Genomic DNA, 16809 nt, shown 5'->3' on the forward strand with positions numbered 1-16809 from the left:
AATGCAATTGGTATAATACAGTTCTAACTCGCTAACTATTCATTGATACTGGTGTGGAGGGCAAATTGTACGATGGTGAATAGATTTAGCCCACTAAAAAGCCCAAACCGGATAGGTTTGGGCTTGGGGTGTAGCTTTTAGTTTTAGCTTTAGATAAGAACTAAGGCCTGATCCCTACACATCCTTGAGGTATTTGACCGCCAATACTTAGGTAGTCGCAACAGTCGTCTACCTGTTGCCTCAAGAACTGATTACCTCTGATTGCCCAGCTGGGCCATCTATCGAAGGAATGCAGTAGGTGCCAAAACACACGTTCCATATCCGTTTGCGCATCACCCTGATGGTCATACATCTGCCATTCTTCTAGGGTGTCCCATAGATATAGCTGGATTTCATTGAAATCGAGTTGATTACTTAAAAACGCTTTTCCGTAGAAAGCCAGCTGGGGCGCTTTATCATCAATGAACTGGTTTGGTGTCATTGAACCGCCTCCTTTTGCTTTAGCAATATCAGTATATAACGACTTTTAGATTTTTTGCTCAATATTTTTGAATGATTTATAAAATATCCATAAGGAGTTTGTTAATTAGTTCCTAGGTAATAATTTAGCCCGCTTAAGGATGATATCTTCAACAGGAAAGTCGGGCCATTCGAGCTTGGTATTAAACTCTGTTGGCACTAAAGCCATTGCGGTTAATACTTCCATCCCTGAAGTGACTTCGCCAAATACTGCGTAGCCCCAGCGGCGAGATGAAGGGTCTAACTTTTCATTATCGACCACGTTGAAGTAAAACTGGCTGGTGGCGCTATGGGGCTCATTTTCTCGTGCCATAGCAATAGTACCAGTAAGATTAGATAGGCCATTTCCAGATTCATTGACGATAGGCTCGCCCGTTGGTCGTTCCTCTTTTTCTAAATCTAAACCACCGCCTTGTACAACGAAATCTGCAATAACGCGGTGAAATAGAGTATTGTCGTAGTGACCTTTCACGACATAAGTAAGAAAGTTATCAACGGTAAGCGGTGCTCTAGTTCTGTCGAGCTCAACCACAATTTTTCCCATGCTAGTATCAAATTCAACTTGTGGGTAAAGCGTATTGGGCTGAATATCAACCGCATTGGCAAACGGTGTGAGTAGTATTGCGACTAGGCTAATACATTTTATCATCCAAGATTTCATAATCTTCCTTTTCTGTATTAATTTAATGGCCAGGTAGTGGTTGTTACTTGCTGAATGAACTGATTTAGCTCAGGGTCGTTAATAATATCGTGTGTCAGTTCACCAAGTAACTTGTTCATTTCAAGTTCTAGTGTGGCGAAGTCGGCACTGAATGGTCCTTTCAACAAACCTTTTGCACGGTAGCGCTTGGTCAACGACTGATTGGTATTTTGTGCTATTACATTGATAACAATCTGGCTATTTGCTTCAAAGCCAAAGGTGCCTTCATCAACGTCGGTGAGTAACTGTTCTAGCTGGATCTGCAGGTGTTTTACTGAACTCGGATCGACGCGGTAACCTGCTTGTGAAAACCCATCCCTAAATACTTGATCCATCTGCACCCGCGGTGCCTCACTCGGGCTCACTAGGCGAGCAGCATTGTCGCCATCATTAAACCTGACAATAAAATTGGCTGAACGTGTATCGATAGTGTCTATCGCGATAGGCAGTTCAATATCTGTTTGCTGGTTAATATTTGGAACTTCTGGGTTTAATGCAATATGAGTTGGTGCCTGACTGGCACAACCGATAACGGTAAATGCCGCGGCTATCACTAAAATGAGAGGTTTCATTGTCACTGTTTTTGTCAAAAGTTAGATGGCATCAGCATACCAGAACAGGATCTGAATTCCACAGTTGAGATGACTTTTGATGCGTTAGCACTTTAGACTGAATTTTTGGTGGATTCTGTTGTAAATATCGATATATGATGCAAGCGCAGTGTAACTGAACTGTTTATTTATTAATGAATTAGTGGATTGCACTAATTTTATAAAAGTGTATTAAGGGAATCAATATGCGTATTTTAACACTCGTTGTAGCCGGGTTATTGAGTTGCGGTGCTATGGCCGCTCAAGGTGAACATGTTGTTGGCGGTAGTGTGGGCTATGGTTTTAATGATTTTGATGGGTTAGCGGATGATGACTCAGGTGATGGTGATAACTTTGTTTATGATATCTACTATCGCTATATGTGGCACGATAACTTTGGTATTGAAGCGGGCTACTTTGCTGGAGATGCTGGAATAGCCTCAGCGTTTACAAGCATTTTTACTGGTATTAAGAATGTCGAATATTCCGGTTTTAGAGCCGCGCTTTATGGTCAATATATGTTGTCAGAAAGAAACCGCTTATATGCCAAGTTAGGTGTGAGTGCGAATGAACTTAGCTATGATCAAGGTCGTCCATTTTCTAGTGGCGAATTCACTCATGAGAGTGAAAGCGACCAAGACCTGTACACTGCTGTCGGTTGGGAAGTACGATTTCACTCAGGCTTTGGCATGAACATTGAGTACCAATATATCCCAGTTCAGCAACTAACTGCGCAGAACTTAAACTTCGGTATAAGCTATCAATTTTAGCAAGCTCAGTTGAGCAGGATGTGACGCCTTTACTAAAGGCGTCACATGAATACCTTTTCTAGAACGCCTTCCATCTTACACTTACTTCCCAGTATCCAGCTTTATCGTTAAATGGTATTCCTTTACAGTTCGATAACAAAAAATGCGCTAATTGCTTTTAACCTACGTCAGTTCCAGTTAGAGTAAAAGGTCAAATGTATTCAGAGGGATGGTCTATTAATGTCTTCAAATAGCGTGCCATGGACGCCTAAAATATTGACAAGTTTAGCGGCGCCACAGTCTCTTATTGATGATACTGGTCAGCCAGTTTTTGGACATTTTGATGGTCCAGTTGCAAAGCTTAGTGTAGATAAATTTCGCTACTTTGATGAGATGGATAAACCTGCTTCAAGCTGGGCAAATCGATTCGACTATAAACAGTTTCAATTTGCCAGTATTGTGACTCCTCATTATGTCATCGGGGTCGCATTGGCTGATATTCGTTATGTCGGTAGTGCATTTTGTTATCTGTATGACATTAAGAAAAATAGCTTAATTGAAGCTAGCTGGCTTAAACCGTTGGGTATGGGATATCAAATGTCCGAATCTCCGATGCAAGGAAATGCCGGCATCAAAGGCGCAAAAGGCGAGATCCAGTTTGATATTGAGCAGGGGCTGTGGCGAGTAAAGCTCAATACCCTTGGTATAGACGCTGATCTGATTTTACAACCAGAGCCATTGAGTTTGCCCATGGCTATGTGTAATCCAACGGGGTACAGCGGCTGGACTTACACTCAAAAACATAATGCGTTAACGGTAAAAGGTAAGCTGGTGATTAATCACGAACCACAACCCTTGCAAAGAGTTACAGCTGGCTATGATTTCAGCGCAGGTTTTATGCGCCGGGAAACCAGTTGGCGCTGGGCAAGTATTAATGCGCTAACAGACACAGGCAGTATTGGGTTAAATCTTGCGGCGGGAGTGAATGAGACAGGCTGTAATGAAAATGCCTTTTGGATTGATGGTGAGCGGCATTTACAGGGAGCGGTTCATTTTGATTTCACTCGCCAAATAACAAAAAATCAGCAAGCAAGTTGTTGGCGGATCTATTCCGACAATGGCCAAGTTGAACTCAACTTTACCCCGCTTAACTGCCGCCAGGAAAAACTGAACCTTTGGTTGATAAAGAGTAACTTTAGGCAGTATTTAGGCCATTACAGCGGCTATGTCATTGATAATCTAGGTAATAGGCATCAGTTAGATAATGTATTGGGCTTAACTGAAGATCACTTTGCTCGTTGGTAATGATAAAGGATTAAAAGGAAATGGATAATAAGATGGATTTTAATTCACTGATTTCACACCCGGAAGTACTACTTTTGGTGCTCGCGCCAATCTTTTTCGTCTGTATTTTGTTGGAATGGTATATTGGAGATAGGCAAAATAGGCTGCCACTTAATGCCCGTTATCACTTGCCTGAAGTGATGTGCAACTTTGGCTTAGCGGCGATGCATCAATTAACCGATATTGTTACCGGCTTGCTTATTGCTAAGTTGTATCTGATATTTTTCGGTTGGCGCCTATTTGATATTGAGATGAATGCAGCCACTTTTGTGGCACTCATGGTTGCACAGGACTTTTGTTACTACTGGTTCCATCGAGCGAGTCATCGCATCCGTTGGATGTGGGCGGCACATGTTGCACATCATAGCTCAGAGAACATGAATTTTAGTACCGCATTTAGACAAAGCTTAATGTACCCATTAGCGGGGATGTGGATTTTCTGGTTACCGCTGGTAGTTGTAGGTTTCGATCCTAACTGGGTAGTGTTTGTGGTACTGCTCAATCTTGGCCTGCAGTTCTTTGTCCATACTCAAGCGGTCAAATCCCTAGGGATCTTAGAGTGGGTGATTAATACGCCGTCTCACCATCGAGTACATCATGGTCGTAATCCGCAATATATCGATAAAAACTATGCCGGGATTCTTATTATTTGGGACCGTATGTTTGGCACATTTGAAAAGGAAGTCGAAACAGTTGAATACGGTATAACCAAACCTATCAACAGCTTTAATCCTTTAGTGGTGACCTTTACCGAATGGCGCGACATGTTTAGCGAGCTTTTTGCGCCTAATCGTTCGGTTAAACAGCGCTGTAAAACCTTGTTTGCACCACCTGCAACTGCTGAGGTTCAATCTAATCCGCAGGCTACAGTTGGTGATGGTTCTGCAAGTGATAACTCAAAAGGCGTGGCTGAAGTGAAGTAGCTAGTTGATATCGATTGTTAACCACAAATGAAAACGGTGAGCTAATGTCTCACCGTTTTACATCTTGTAGCTTGGTATGTATTTAACTGTTTGGCTTGCCGTATAACGCACTTTGCGGATGCGGCGCTTCAGATGCCTGTTCTATTGCTGTGTCGGCGTTAGCTTCGGGCTCTTGGGCTTTTTTACTGATTTTTTGCGCTTGTAAAATCACAAATTTTCCATTTGACGCTACCGTCGTACAGTTTTTGAAAATACGCTGTAGCTTAATGTGATAAGCCAAATGACGATTGCCCACAACATGCAAAATCCCACCATTCTTTAAGCGCCTAAATGCATCAAGGAACATCTGCCAGGCAATATGGTCGGTAATCGCTTCACCTTGGTGAAAGGGCGGGTTGCACAGTATCAGATCTGGACGGAAGCCTTCATTCATATGGGTTAAACAATCATCCCACGCAAAAGTGGCTTGTTCACCGACAAGTTCAGGGTTATCTAGCTTGTTAAGCGTCCAGTTGTCTTTTGCTGAAGCAACTGCCATTTCAGAATCATCAATAAAGTGGATATAAGCTTCTGGGAAGCATTGTTTGGCATGCAGACCTAAAATTCCGTTACCACAGCCCAAATCGACGATTGATTTAAACTCACCTTTTGGCATGTTATCGAGCATGATGCGGGCGCCAATATCAAGCTTATTCGCGGCAAATACATTACTTAGGTTGGTGATTTGCAAATTACACTCAGGGACTAACCAATTGGTGGTTGTCGGTAATGGGCGCGGCTTACCATCTGCGATACAGGTAATCACTCGGGTTTTCTTCCAAGTTAAGCTTGCACTAGCTTCTCCCAGATGACGAGCGATGGTTTCAAGCAGTGATTTATTGATTGATTTAGCTTTAGCGCCAATCAACACTGGTGTTCCAGCGGGTAAAACTTGCGATAATCTCTTTAGCTGGTGGCTAAAGTAATTAAGGTTCTTAGGCAGTTTCATCAATACCAGCTCGATACCTTGTGGCAATTCATCACGGCTATTAACCCAGCTAAGGCTAGCGTCGTTCAGCTGATTACGGGTTAAGTTTTGAGTTGTGCCTAACAAACTGGTTTTAGCATCAGTTTCAAGCGTAAGCGGCCAGTCTGCAGCGATTGATAACAAGCCCGCGGTTAACGCACCAAAGCTATCGTTTATAATGGCACTATTAACGGCTTTCTGCTCATTATCGACTAAGTGTTTTATCAGGTGCTCATCAGCAGCGTCCCATGCCTGCAGATTCGACTCTTGTCTGCTAGGGTAACGGAAGAGTTCGAGTTCAATACCCGATACTGAAAATTGTGTTGTCATAAGCCAATAAGTACCAAATAAAAGAGGGCGGGTATTATCGCAGATTTATGATCTTAGGTATATGTTAGATCGATAGCAACACAGTTAATGATTTAGTGAGTAGAAGAGGAGAGGGAGCATGAAGCAAAAAGGCTTTGGTTTTGATGAGCAGACGCCTCTGCAGCCAAGTGCGAGTAAAAATCAAATGCCGGAGGAGTTAGCCGCCAATGAAGCTGCTATGCCCTACACATTAATAAGGGGCTATCTCAATCAAGTACAGCAGCAGGCTTTGTTAATTGAAGCTGAGAACTACCCAATGACACGCCCAGAACTAACCGTTTATGGTAAAAGCCATCCGATACCACGTAGCCAAGTTTGGTTTGCCGATCAAGGTTGCGATTATTACTACTCAGGACTTTTTATTGAGTCACTGCCTTGGCCGAAATATGCCGAGAAGCTAAGGCTCAAGCTTATGCGAGATTATTCATTAGTGAGTAACGGTGTACTCGTTAACTGCTATCGTGATGGTACTGAATCGATGGGCTGGCACAGTGATGATGAAAAAGAGATTGAGCTCGGTAGTGATATTGCTTCGGTAACCATAGGTGCTAGCCGAGATTTTTTTATTCGGCATAAACTGACTAAAGAAAAAACAGTACTAACTTTAAATAGTGGCGATCTATTGATTATGCACTGGCCAATGCAACAGCACTGGGAGCATGCACTGCCTAAGCGAATGCGAGTGAAACAAACGAGAATTAACTATACTTTTAGAAAGTTGATAGTCGGCTTTCATGCATCTTGATTTGTGATGCTAATTTGCTCGATTTTGTTATCCAGTTCGCACTTTACGGTAAATATTTACTCTATGCTGGATATAGCCGCGAGAGGGCTGATTGTCATAGTGGGTGTTTTCTGCTGTGCTAGATAGCTGACTTGCCAACAATTTTCCATTCAAGCTTTAGCTGCAGTTAGGAGTTTTCAATGAAAAAGATGTATATAGCAACCGTGCTGGGCGAAGTGACTCCTGGCGTGATTAAAGCGCTTGCGCAGCAGACCCGTGAATCCGGCGGCGAATGGATAACCAGTAAAGTGATTAAAGTTGATCATCATTTTGCGGCATTGTTAAAGATAGCAATTGAAGAGGAAAAGGCTGAACCGTTAAAGCTAATGCTCAAAAGCCAGTTTCCTAAACTTAATTTGATGTTCGAGGCGTCTGATTGCGCCGAGCTACATAATTTAAGGGCAGTTAACTTTAATGTTGATTGCAAGGATCGTCCGGGACTGACTCGAGATATTGTTGATGTGTTAGTCAATTTAGACCTTGCTATCGAACATATGGAGTTTAATCGTGTCCATGTTTCAGTGATTGGCGAAACAATGTTTACCTCAAAGTTGACCGTTTTACTGCCTATAGAGGTCAGCAATGCCAGTGTGCTGGAGTTATTGGAAGGCGTGTCAGAAGGCTTAAGAGCAAGTGTTATTTAAATTTGGGTCATTAGCAATTGTATGCCTGATGATAACTTATATTTTAGTGGTGGGCAGCCTCAGTAATTTTGCCGACAGTTGACCTTTTGGGTTCTTGGCAGTAACCTGCCGCAATCGGATTTATGCCATTTGAGAACATCGTTATGTCAGTAGAAAAGATCATTACCGAAAAACTCACCGCCGCACTTTCACCGTCACATTTAGAAGTGATTAATGAAAGTCATAATCATCATGTACCGCCAAACTCAGAAACTCACTTTAAAGTGATTATTAGCAGTAGCCAATTCGATGGTAAACGCCTTATAGGTCGTCATCGTGCAGTTAATGAGGCGCTTGCTGAAGAGTTTTCTCAAGGGTTACATGCACTGTCTATGCATACCTTTACCCCAGAAGAGTGGGCAAAAGAGTCTGCAGTGCCTGCATCGCCTAAATGTAAAGGCTAGAAGCATTCGCAACGCGAGTACTAAAAAATCACAGCATTGCTGTGATTTTTTCGTTTTACGTCCAATAAGTCATGGCTGACGTATAGCGAATTAATGCGTTACTTTAAAGCTGTTTTAAACACAATCTGCAATTCATATATTGCTGTATAGCCTACTTTAAAGCTGATAGTTTGCGAAGTTTCTGTGAAATATATTTTTGTATGATTTATTTGCTTATAAATATAGATGATAAGTCATTGAAAAAAGTTTATGACGCTGATGTTGACTCCAAGGCGGGGCTGGGTAAATATCTCTGATTATAATAAAAATGACTTACAGCCTCTTTAGACTGTAACTTACCCTATGCTCAATTAGAAAGCGCAATTGGAGACTAATTATGCCGTTATTAGATAGCTTTACCGTTGACCACACTCGAATGAATGCCCCCGCTGTTCGTGTTGCCAAGTCTATGTCTACCCCTAAGGGTGATACAATAACAGTGTTTGATCTGCGTTTTTGCGTACCCAATAAACAGATATTAAGTGAAAGAGGCATTCATACGCTTGAGCACCTTTTTGCTGGCTTCATGCGTGATCATCTTAATGGCGATACTGTTGAGATCATTGATATTTCACCAATGGGTTGTCGTACAGGCTTTTACATGAGCTTAATTGGCACACCCTCAGAGTCAGTTGTAGCCGATGCTTGGTTGGCCGCGATGCAAGATGTGTTAGCTGTGGTTGAGCAATCAGAAATTCCTGAGCTGAATGAGTACCAGTGTGGTACTTACGAGATGCACTCTCTTGAACAAGCAAAAGAGATTGCGCGTAGCATCATCTCTGCAGGTATAAATGTGAACCGTAACGATGAGCTTACTTTGAGCGATGAGATCTTAAACGGTCTGTAGTGACGCTGATGTGCTAATAGCAAATAAAAAGCGGCTAAGGCTGCTTTTTTATTTTCTAGCAGTCGCAACCTTTGTAACTGACATTATGTTTTACGTCACTCACATCTCAATGAGTATCAAAGCTTAGTTACTTGCATTTTAGCAAAGTATTTACGATATATTTAAGCGACTTAGCTAGCATTAAAATCAAATAACTTAGTTAGAAGACTCTGATCCCGTACTGCAATTACCTGATTCTTTAGTCATATTGACGAAGTCAGTAAAAATGTGCTGTTCAAATATCCAACACTCGAATTCAAGCTGACTCTTATTAATTTAATTCTAATGTCACATTGGTAATAATAGCTGACCTATTCCTAACTAACTTATAAATATAGCTATTGTTAGATTGTTCTAGGTTATTTAAAACTTAAAAACTTAATCAATTCGGGCTGTTTGTTATTAAAACGTCGGTAACCTTTTAAAACACCCACATTTTTCATGGCGACCTTGTGATATTTGGGGTAAAATGCGCGCGACCAGCGTGATTGCGATCGCATTTCGGCGATAAATCTGCGCTAGCTCAACACGAAAAAAAAGGTTTGTTTAAAACTTGTGTGTTTAGCAGGAACGCGGCGCATTGTCTTTCCTTCATAACGTAGTGCTTGTGGATATGATTACAATAAAGAAAGGATTGGACCTACCCCTAGTCGGTGGGCCAGAGCAAGTTATCCATGATGGCCCGGCCATCAACCACGTAGCTACTTTGGGTGAAGAGTATATTGGCTTACGTCCTACCATGAAAATAAAGGTAGGGGATAAAGTTAAAAAAGGTCAGGTTCTTTTTGAAGATAAAAAGAATTTGGGCGTGAAATATACTGCTTTAGCCAGTGGCACAATTTCCGAAGTTAACCGGGGCGCTCAACGTGTTCTGCAGTCTGTTGTTATTAATGTCGAAGGGGATGAAAGCATCTCTTTTGCTAAGTATGACGCCACTGCAATAGAATCAGTTGAAACTCAGCAAGTTCGTGACAACCTGATCGAATCAGGATTGTGGACGGCTCTGCGAACGCGTCCTTTCAGTAAAGTACCCGCAGTAGATTCTACCGCCGCCGGTATTTTTGTCACCGCTATAGATACTCAACCACTTGCAGCAGATCCTGTTGTAGTGATTGCAGAGCATAAAGCTGACTTTGAAACTGGCTTAAAGCTGCTTTCAAAGTTAACCGAAGGTAAAGTTTACCTTTGTAAGGCTCCTGGCGCTGATATCCCGAGTGCAAATGCTCAAGTTGAAGAGTTTGCTGGGGTACACCCTGCAGGCTTACCAGGTACGCATATTCACTTCCTATTATCTGCTTCTGCTAACAGAACTGTTTGGCATATCAACTATCAAGACGTGATCGCGATAGGTCAGCTATTTACAACGGGTGAGCTTAATACTCAACGTGTTGTATCTGTAGCAGGCCCTAAAGCGGTTAAGCCTCGATTAGTTCGAACTGTGGTCGGCGCAGCAATGGCAGAGTTGACTCAAAATGAAGCTGGTGAAGGTAATGTTCGTGTTATCTCTGGCTCAGTTTTGAATGGACGTAATGCTATCGGTCCTCATGCTTACCTTGGTCGTTACCATAACCAAGTTAGCTTATTAGAAGAAGGCACTGAAAAAGAGCTGTTCGGTTGGGCTATGCCTGGAAGCGATAAGTTCTCAATTACTCGTGCATTCCTAGGACACCTTTCATCTTCTCGTCTGTTTAGTATGACTACGAGCACCGGTGGTTCAGATCGTGCAATGGTACCAATTGGTAACTATGAGCGTGTGATGCCGCTAGATATTCTCCCAACGATGCTATTACGTGACCTTGTTTCTGGTGACTACGATGGCGCTGCAACATTAGGTGCATTGGAGTTGGATGAAGAAGATTTGGCACTGTGTACTTTCGTATGTCCTGGTAAGTATGACTATGCGTCATATCTACGTGACTGTTTAGATACGATCGTGAGGGAAGGCTAATGGGCTTAAAACAGTTTTTCGAAAATATTGAACCGCAGTTTGAAAAAGGCGGTAAATATGAGAAGTTTTATGCGCTTTTTGAAGCTGCATATACTGTCTTTTATACTCCAGGTCATGTGAACAAAGGTCGTACCCACGTTCGTGATAACTTGGACCTAAAGCGTATGATGATTACGGTTTGGGCATGTGCATTCCCTGCGATGTTCGTAGGTATGTACAACGTTGGATTACAAGCACAAGACGCGCTAGTTCTGCAAGGCCTTGCAACACCAGATACATGGCAGGTTGCTTTGTTCGGTATGTTTGGTACTGAGCTGACTGCAGACTCAGGTATTGCCGCGTTAATGTGGTATGGCGCCTGTTGGTTCTTGCCCATATACGCAGTGACATTCGCTGTCGGTGGTATTTGGGAAGTGCTATTTGCATCCGTACGTGGACATGAAGTTAACGAAGGTTTCTTTGTTACCTCTATCCTTTTTGCATTAACACTACCAGCAACAATTCCTTTGTGGATGGTTGCACTGGGTATTACCTTCGGTGTGGTTGTTGCGAAAGAGATATTTGGTGGTACAGGTCGTAACTTCTTGAACCCAGCGCTTGCTGGTCGTGCATTCCTATTCTTCGCTTACCCATTGAATATGTCAGGTGATACTACTTGGGTAGTGGCTGACGGGTTCTCTGGTGCGACAGCATTGAGCCAAGCGGCACAGGGCACATTAGAGTACGGATTGACTCAGAACTGGTGGGATGCATTCTTTGGTTTCATTCCTGGTTCTGTAGGTGAAGTTTCTACCTTAGCTATCTTGATTGGTGGCGCGGTTATCATCTATACCCGTATCGCTTCATGGCGCATCGTGGGTGGTGTGATGGCAGGTATGATTGCTGTTTCACTGCTACTGAACTTTATTGGTAGTGACACTAACCCAATGTTTGCTATGCCTTGGTATTGGCATCTCGTGTTAGGTGGCTTCGCGTTCGGTATGATGTTTATGGCGACAGACCCTGTTTCAGCGTCTTTCACTAATAATGCGAAATGGGCTTATGGTATCTTAATCGGTGCTATGGCAGTCTTCATTCGTGTTATCAACCCTGCTTTCCCTGAAGGCATGATGTTGGCCATCTTGTTCGCTAACCTATTTGCTCCATTATTTGACCATTTCGTGGTTCAGTCGAATATCAAGCGGAGGATTGCTCGTGGCTAGTAATAAAGATTCGTTCGGAAGAACACTATTTGTTGTTGTTGGCTTGTGTTTCATTTGCTCTATGTTCGTTTCGACGGCAGCAGTATTATTGAAACCAACTCAGCAAGAGAACAAGTTACTCGATAAGCAAAAGTACATTCTTGAAGCTGCTGGCCTTATCAATACCAGAGAAGGCAAAGTTGAAAAAGCTGAAGTACTAGAAACTTACAATAAGTATGTTGAAGCTAAACTCGTTGACCTGAAAACTGGTGAGTTTGTTGCTGGCGACGCTGACTCTTTTGATACCGAAAAGGCAGCACGCACTCCGGCAACATCATTTGTGCCAGAAAACGACATCGCATCTGTTAAACGTGTCGCAAATAACGCGGTAGTTTACTTAGTGCATGATGATAACAAGCAACTACAAACAGTGATTATCCCTGTTAAAGGTTATGGCTTGTGGTCAACAATGTTTGCGTTCTTAGCGGTTGAGCCAGACTTGAATACAATTCGTAGCTTGGTGTACTACAGCTTTACAGGTTCTGGTGAAACACCAGGTCTGGGCGGCGAAGTGCAAAACCCACAATGGATTGCTAAGTGGAATGGTAAGAAGCTATACAATGAAAAGGGTGAATTGGCGATTAGCGTCACTAAGAACCCTGTTGTAGCCGCTTCTCCGTACGGTGTTGACGCACTGTCTGGTGCAACGCTTACCGGTAACGGTGTACAAAACTCTCTGACATTCTGGTTAGGTGAAGAGGGCTTTGCTCGCTTTATCGAAAAAGCTCGCAATGGAGGGCTTAGCTAATGGCTGATGCTAAAGAACTTAAATCGGTTCTAATTGGACCTATTGTCAGCAATAACCCGATTGCTTTGCAAATCTTGGGTGTATGTAGTGCCTTGGCTGTTACCAGCAAAATGGAAACAGCGTTGGTAATGACGATTGCATTGACTGCCGTATGTGCGCTTTCGAATCTGTTTATTTCACTGATCCGTAATCACATTCCAAGTAGCGTTCGTATTATTGTACAGATGACGATTATTGCTTCATTGGTAATCGTGGTTGACCAAGTACTACAGGCGTACGCTTACGATGTTGCTAAGCAGCTATCTGTATTCGTTGGTTTGATTATTACTAACTGTATCGTGATGGGCCGAGCAGAGGCTTTCGCGATGAAGACTCCACCTATGATGAGCTTCATGGATGGTCTGGGTAATGGTTTAGGCTACGGTGCAATCTTGTTGTCAGTTGGCTTCGTTCGTGAACTGTTTGGTAACGGTTCATTGTTCGGCATTGAAATCTTAAGCAAGATTTCAGACGGTGGCTGGTATCAGCCTAACGGCCTATTGCTACTGCCTCCAAGTGCGTTCTTCCTGATCGGTGCATTGATCTGGATTATTCGTGTGATGAAGCCAGAGCAAGTAGAAGCAAAAGGATAAGCATAATGGAACATTATATTAGTCTACTAATTCGTTCTGTTTTCATTGAAAACATGGCGCTGTCCTTTTTCCTTGGTATGTGTACTTTCTTAGCGGTATCGAAGAAAGTAAAAACAGCCATGGGTCTAGGTGTTGCTGTTATCGTGGTACTGGCAATTTCAGTGCCTGTTAACCAAATTATCTATCAAGGTATCCTTGCTCCTGGCGCACTCGCTTGGGCAGGTGTTCCAGATGCTGACTTGAGCTTCTTGAAGTTCATCACCTTCATTGGTGTTATTGCAGCATTGGTTCAAATCCTTGAGATGGCATTGGATAAGTATTTCCCACCGCTATATAACGCATTGGGGATCTTCCTACCGCTAATCACTGTAAACTGTGCAATTTTCGGTGCAGTCTCTTTCATGGTTGAGCGTGACTACAACCTTGGTGAGAGTTTAGTGTTTGGTATTGGTTCTGGTATCGGTTGGGCATTAGCACTTGTGCTACTGGCTGGTATCCGTGAGAAGTTGAAATATGCTGATGTTCCTGATGGGCTTCGCGGCTTAGGTATTACCTTTGTTACCGCTGGTTTGATGGCTCTAGGTTTCATGTCGTTCTCAGGTGTGTCTCTGTAAAGAGACACCATAACGACGTCTTAATTTGAACCTTTAAGGATAAGTTAATGGGTATTCTTGAATCTACTCCAATCGATGTCTATCTCGGTGTGAGTATGTTTACCGCAATCGTATTAGTTTTGGTTTTGGTTATTTTGTTTGCCAAATCAAAATTAGTACCAAGCGGTGATGTCACAATCGGCATCAATGATGATGCAGATAAAGCAATTAAAACTGCAGCAGGCGGCAAGCTACTGGGTGCACTAGCAGAGAGCGGTATTTTCGTATCGTCTGCATGTGGTGGCGGTGGTACTTGTGGTCAGTGTAAAGTACACGTTAAATCTGGTGGTGGGGACATTCTGCCTACTGAGATGGATCATATTAGCAAAGGTGAGGCTCGTGAGGGCTGTCGTTTATCTTGCCAGGTAAATGTTAAAGCTGATATGGAGATCGAACTAGAAGAAGAGATCTTTGGTGTTAAGAAGTGGGAATGTGAAGTTATCTCTAACGATAGCAAAGCAACCTTCATTAAAGAGCTTAAGCTACAAATTCCAGATGGCGATTCAGTACCTTTCCGTGCTGGTGGTTATATTCAGATTGAAGCACCTGCGCACCATGTTAAATATGCAGATTACGATATCCCTGCAGAATACCGTGGTGACTGGGAGCATTTTGGCTTCTTCAACTTAGAGTCTCAAGTTGACGACGAAACAATCCGTGCTTATTCAATGGCGAACTATCCTCTAGAGGAAGGTATCATCATGCTTAACGTACGTATTGCATCTCCACCGCCACGTAACCTATCTCTGCCTTGTGGTAAGATGTCATCGTACATCTTTAGCCTTAAAGCGGGTGATAAGGTCACTATCTCTGGTCCATTTGGTGAGTTCTTTGCTAAAGACACTGACGCTGAAATGGTCTTTGTTGGTGGTGGTGCAGGTATGGCGCCAATGCGTTCTCATATCTTCGACCAACTTAAGCGTCTTAACTCTAAGCGTAAGATGAGCTTCTGGTATGGTGCACGTTCTAGCCGTGAAATGTTCTATGTAGAAGATTTTGATGGCTTAGCGGCAGATAATGACAACTTCCAGTGGCATGTAGCACTGTCTGATCCACAGCCTGAAGATAATTGGGACGGCTATACTGGCTTTATTCATAACGTATTGTACGAAAACTACCTACGTGATCATGAAGCGCCAGAAGATTGCGAGTTCTACATGTGTGGCCCACCAATGATGAACGCGGCTGTTATTAGCATGCTTAAAGATCTTGGTGTCGAAGATGAAAACATCTTACTCGATGACTTCGGTGGCTAACCTCTCTCTAATTGGAGATCTAGGTCAATATGTATAAGACCTTAGTAAACTGGCTGGCCCTTGTTGGGTTAGCCTTTTTTATTTCAGGATGTGGTAAACCTGCTGAAATAATTTCACTGTCTGGTAACACTATGGGCACAACTTACCATATTAAAGTTGTGCGCAGTGAGTCACTGCCGGATGTTCAATTGTTGCAGGCTGAAATTGATCTGGCACTTGAGAAAGTCAACGACCAAATGTCAACTTATCGCCCAAATTCTGAGTTATCTTTGTTCAATCAGATGACTCGCAATGCACAGATGGAAGTATCGCCAGATACTGCTAAGGTCATTGCTGAAGGGATTGAGCTTTACAAAACGACAGATGGTGCGTTAGATATTACTTTAGGGCCACTAGTCAACCTTTGGGGTTTTGGTCCAGATAAAAGACCGACAACTGTGCCGACAGCTGAGATGATTGCAGAGGCTAAAGCTCGCACAGGCATTGAGTCCTTATCTTTGTCTGGAAATAAAGTTAGCAAGCAAAACCCTGATTTGTATGTTGATCTCTCATCAATTGCAAAAGGTTTTGGTGTTGATAAAGTCGCTGCATTGCTCGATAAGTATCAGCCTCAAGGGTACTTAGTCGAGATTGGCGGCGAAATTAGCCTAAGAGGCACTAAACCCGATGGTTCACTTTGGGTTATCGCCATAGAGCAACCGAGTGACTCTGCGACCGATGCACAGCAAATTATATCGCTTAAAAATATGGCGATGGCAACATCAGGTGACTATCGGAACTATTATGAAGAGGGTGGTCAGCGCTTCTCTCATCTTATAGATCCGAGAACAGGTTATCCGATTAATCATCGATTAGCCTCAGTGACAGTACTGCACAAAGAGTCAATGGCAGCTGATGGCTATGCCACAGCGATGATGGTTTTAGGTACGCAGGCATCACTAGAACTTGCTAATCGTGAGCATCTTGCGATAATGCTAATAGAAAAGCAGGATGAAGGCTTTAAAGTTTTCTATAGCGAAGCGTTTAAACCTTTCGTTACTCAGTAGTTGGAGTCGAATATGAGCACATTTATAGCGGCATTTGTCGTGTTACTAGCATTTTTCTTCTTAATGTCGATCGGTTATTTGGTTAAGAAAAAAGAGGTGGCAGGGAGCTGCGGTGGTCTAGGCGCACTGGGAATTGAAAAAGCATGTGATTGTGATGATCCGTGTGACAAGCGTAAAGCCAGAATGGCTGAACAGGAACGTCGTGAAAAGTTAGAGCAGAACCGAATCATCTAACTCGCTATTGGCACTGTTATTAAGGCTCCTTTCTATGGTAATGCCGTTCACTTAA

At 42.9% G+C, this 16809-nt stretch carries 19 protein-coding genes; 15 read left to right on the plus strand and 4 right to left on the minus strand.

Annotated elements, in window-relative coordinates:
- Nucleotides 1-160: 160 nt before the first annotated feature.
- The 3 genes from AB4238_RS13290 to AB4238_RS13300 all read right to left on the minus strand — a co-directional run bounded on the left by AB4238_RS13290 (nucleotide 161) and on the right by AB4238_RS13300 (nucleotide 1791).
- Nucleotides 161-481, minus strand: a complete 321-nt coding sequence (locus tag AB4238_RS13290) for a hypothetical protein (RefSeq protein ID WP_220735998.1) — start codon at nucleotides 479-481, stop codon at nucleotides 161-163.
- Between the two features lie 105 nt (nucleotides 482-586).
- Nucleotides 587-1168 carry a peptidylprolyl isomerase gene (locus AB4238_RS13295; RefSeq protein WP_372033872.1) on the minus strand — a complete coding sequence of 194 codons (582 nt, stop codon included), beginning with the start codon at nucleotides 1166-1168 and terminating at the stop codon, nucleotides 587-589.
- Between the two features lie 29 nt (nucleotides 1169-1197).
- Entirely contained in the window at nucleotides 1198-1791 is a 594-nt protein-coding gene (locus tag AB4238_RS13300; RefSeq protein ID WP_372033861.1) for a YajG family lipoprotein, read from the minus strand.
- A 224-nt stretch (nucleotides 1792-2015) separates the two neighbouring features.
- On the opposite strand from AB4238_RS13300, the gene AB4238_RS13305 reads away from it, so the two are divergent.
- From AB4238_RS13305 to AB4238_RS13315, 3 genes are all read left to right on the plus strand, one after another.
- Complete coding sequence (locus AB4238_RS13305) at nucleotides 2016-2579, plus strand: porin family protein (protein WP_372033862.1); 564 nt, start codon at nucleotides 2016-2018, stop codon at nucleotides 2577-2579.
- Between the two features lie 219 nt (nucleotides 2580-2798).
- Nucleotides 2799-3863 carry a DUF2804 domain-containing protein gene (locus AB4238_RS13310; protein WP_372033863.1) on the plus strand — a complete coding sequence of 355 codons (1065 nt, stop codon included), beginning with the start codon at nucleotides 2799-2801 and terminating at the stop codon, nucleotides 3861-3863.
- A 32-nt stretch (nucleotides 3864-3895) separates the two neighbouring features.
- The gene (locus tag AB4238_RS13315; protein WP_372033873.1) at nucleotides 3896-4825 is read left to right on the plus strand and encodes a sterol desaturase family protein; all 930 of its coding nucleotides are present in this window, start codon (nucleotides 3896-3898) and stop codon (nucleotides 4823-4825) included.
- Nucleotides 4826-4907: 82 nt separating this feature from the next.
- On the opposite strand, the gene AB4238_RS13320 is transcribed toward AB4238_RS13315, so the two are convergent.
- The gene (locus tag AB4238_RS13320) at nucleotides 4908-6161 is read right to left on the minus strand and encodes a methyltransferase (protein ID WP_372033864.1); all 1254 of its coding nucleotides are present in this window, start codon (nucleotides 6159-6161) and stop codon (nucleotides 4908-4910) included.
- 118 nt (nucleotides 6162-6279) lie between these two features.
- Here AB4238_RS13320 and AB4238_RS13325 point away from each other — a divergent pair, with 118 nt between their 5' ends.
- The 12 genes from AB4238_RS13325 (at nucleotide 6280) to nqrM (ending at nucleotide 16754) form a co-directional block, all read left to right on the plus strand.
- Nucleotides 6280-6945: an alpha-ketoglutarate-dependent dioxygenase AlkB gene (locus AB4238_RS13325; RefSeq protein ID WP_372033865.1), complete on the plus strand. Its 666-nt coding sequence runs from the start codon at nucleotides 6280-6282 to the stop codon at nucleotides 6943-6945.
- A gap of 179 nt (nucleotides 6946-7124) precedes the next feature.
- Nucleotides 7125-7628 (plus strand): ACT domain-containing protein, encoded by a 504-nt coding sequence (locus tag AB4238_RS13330; protein WP_372033866.1) that lies wholly within the window; start codon nucleotides 7125-7127, stop codon nucleotides 7626-7628.
- A 143-nt stretch (nucleotides 7629-7771) separates the two neighbouring features.
- Nucleotides 7772-8071: a BolA family protein gene (locus AB4238_RS13335; protein WP_372033867.1), complete on the plus strand. Its 300-nt coding sequence runs from the start codon at nucleotides 7772-7774 to the stop codon at nucleotides 8069-8071.
- 376 nt (nucleotides 8072-8447) lie between these two features.
- Nucleotides 8448-8957 (plus strand): S-ribosylhomocysteine lyase, encoded by a 510-nt coding sequence (gene luxS, locus AB4238_RS13340; RefSeq protein ID WP_372033868.1) that lies wholly within the window; start codon nucleotides 8448-8450, stop codon nucleotides 8955-8957.
- Between the two features lie 652 nt (nucleotides 8958-9609).
- Complete coding sequence (locus tag AB4238_RS13345; protein WP_372033874.1) at nucleotides 9610-10944, plus strand: Na(+)-translocating NADH-quinone reductase subunit A; 1335 nt, start codon at nucleotides 9610-9612, stop codon at nucleotides 10942-10944.
- Nucleotides 10944-12146 carry an NADH:ubiquinone reductase (Na(+)-transporting) subunit B gene (locus AB4238_RS13350; RefSeq protein ID WP_372033869.1) on the plus strand — a complete coding sequence of 401 codons (1203 nt, stop codon included), beginning with the start codon at nucleotides 10944-10946 and terminating at the stop codon, nucleotides 12144-12146. The genes AB4238_RS13345 and AB4238_RS13350 overlap by 1 nt, the downstream gene beginning before the upstream one ends.
- Nucleotides 12139-12933 carry a Na(+)-translocating NADH-quinone reductase subunit C gene (locus tag AB4238_RS13355; protein WP_372033870.1) on the plus strand — a complete coding sequence of 265 codons (795 nt, stop codon included), beginning with the start codon at nucleotides 12139-12141 and terminating at the stop codon, nucleotides 12931-12933. Before AB4238_RS13350 ends, AB4238_RS13355 begins: the two co-directional genes overlap by 8 nt.
- The gene (locus AB4238_RS13360; protein ID WP_020911344.1) at nucleotides 12933-13565 is read left to right on the plus strand and encodes an NADH:ubiquinone reductase (Na(+)-transporting) subunit D; all 633 of its coding nucleotides are present in this window, start codon (nucleotides 12933-12935) and stop codon (nucleotides 13563-13565) included. The genes AB4238_RS13355 and AB4238_RS13360 overlap by 1 nt, the downstream gene beginning before the upstream one ends.
- Before the next feature lie 5 nt (nucleotides 13566-13570).
- Entirely contained in the window at nucleotides 13571-14179 is a 609-nt protein-coding gene (nqrE, locus tag AB4238_RS13365; protein WP_012156317.1) for an NADH:ubiquinone reductase (Na(+)-transporting) subunit E, read from the plus strand.
- Nucleotides 14180-14226: 47 nt separating this feature from the next.
- Complete coding sequence (gene nqrF / locus AB4238_RS13370; protein ID WP_020911346.1) at nucleotides 14227-15474, plus strand: NADH:ubiquinone reductase (Na(+)-transporting) subunit F; 1248 nt, start codon at nucleotides 14227-14229, stop codon at nucleotides 15472-15474.
- A gap of 29 nt (nucleotides 15475-15503) precedes the next feature.
- Entirely contained in the window at nucleotides 15504-16520 is a 1017-nt protein-coding gene (locus AB4238_RS13375; RefSeq protein ID WP_372033871.1) for an FAD:protein FMN transferase, read from the plus strand.
- Between the two features lie 12 nt (nucleotides 16521-16532).
- Nucleotides 16533-16754 (plus strand): (Na+)-NQR maturation NqrM, encoded by a 222-nt coding sequence (nqrM, locus tag AB4238_RS13380; protein ID WP_020911348.1) that lies wholly within the window; start codon nucleotides 16533-16535, stop codon nucleotides 16752-16754.
- Nucleotides 16755-16809: the final 55 nt, after the last annotated feature.

Origin of the sequence: Shewanella sp. 10N.286.45.A1 (assembly GCF_041470405.1) — a bacterium.
GTDB lineage: Bacteria > Pseudomonadota > Gammaproteobacteria > Enterobacterales > Shewanellaceae > Shewanella.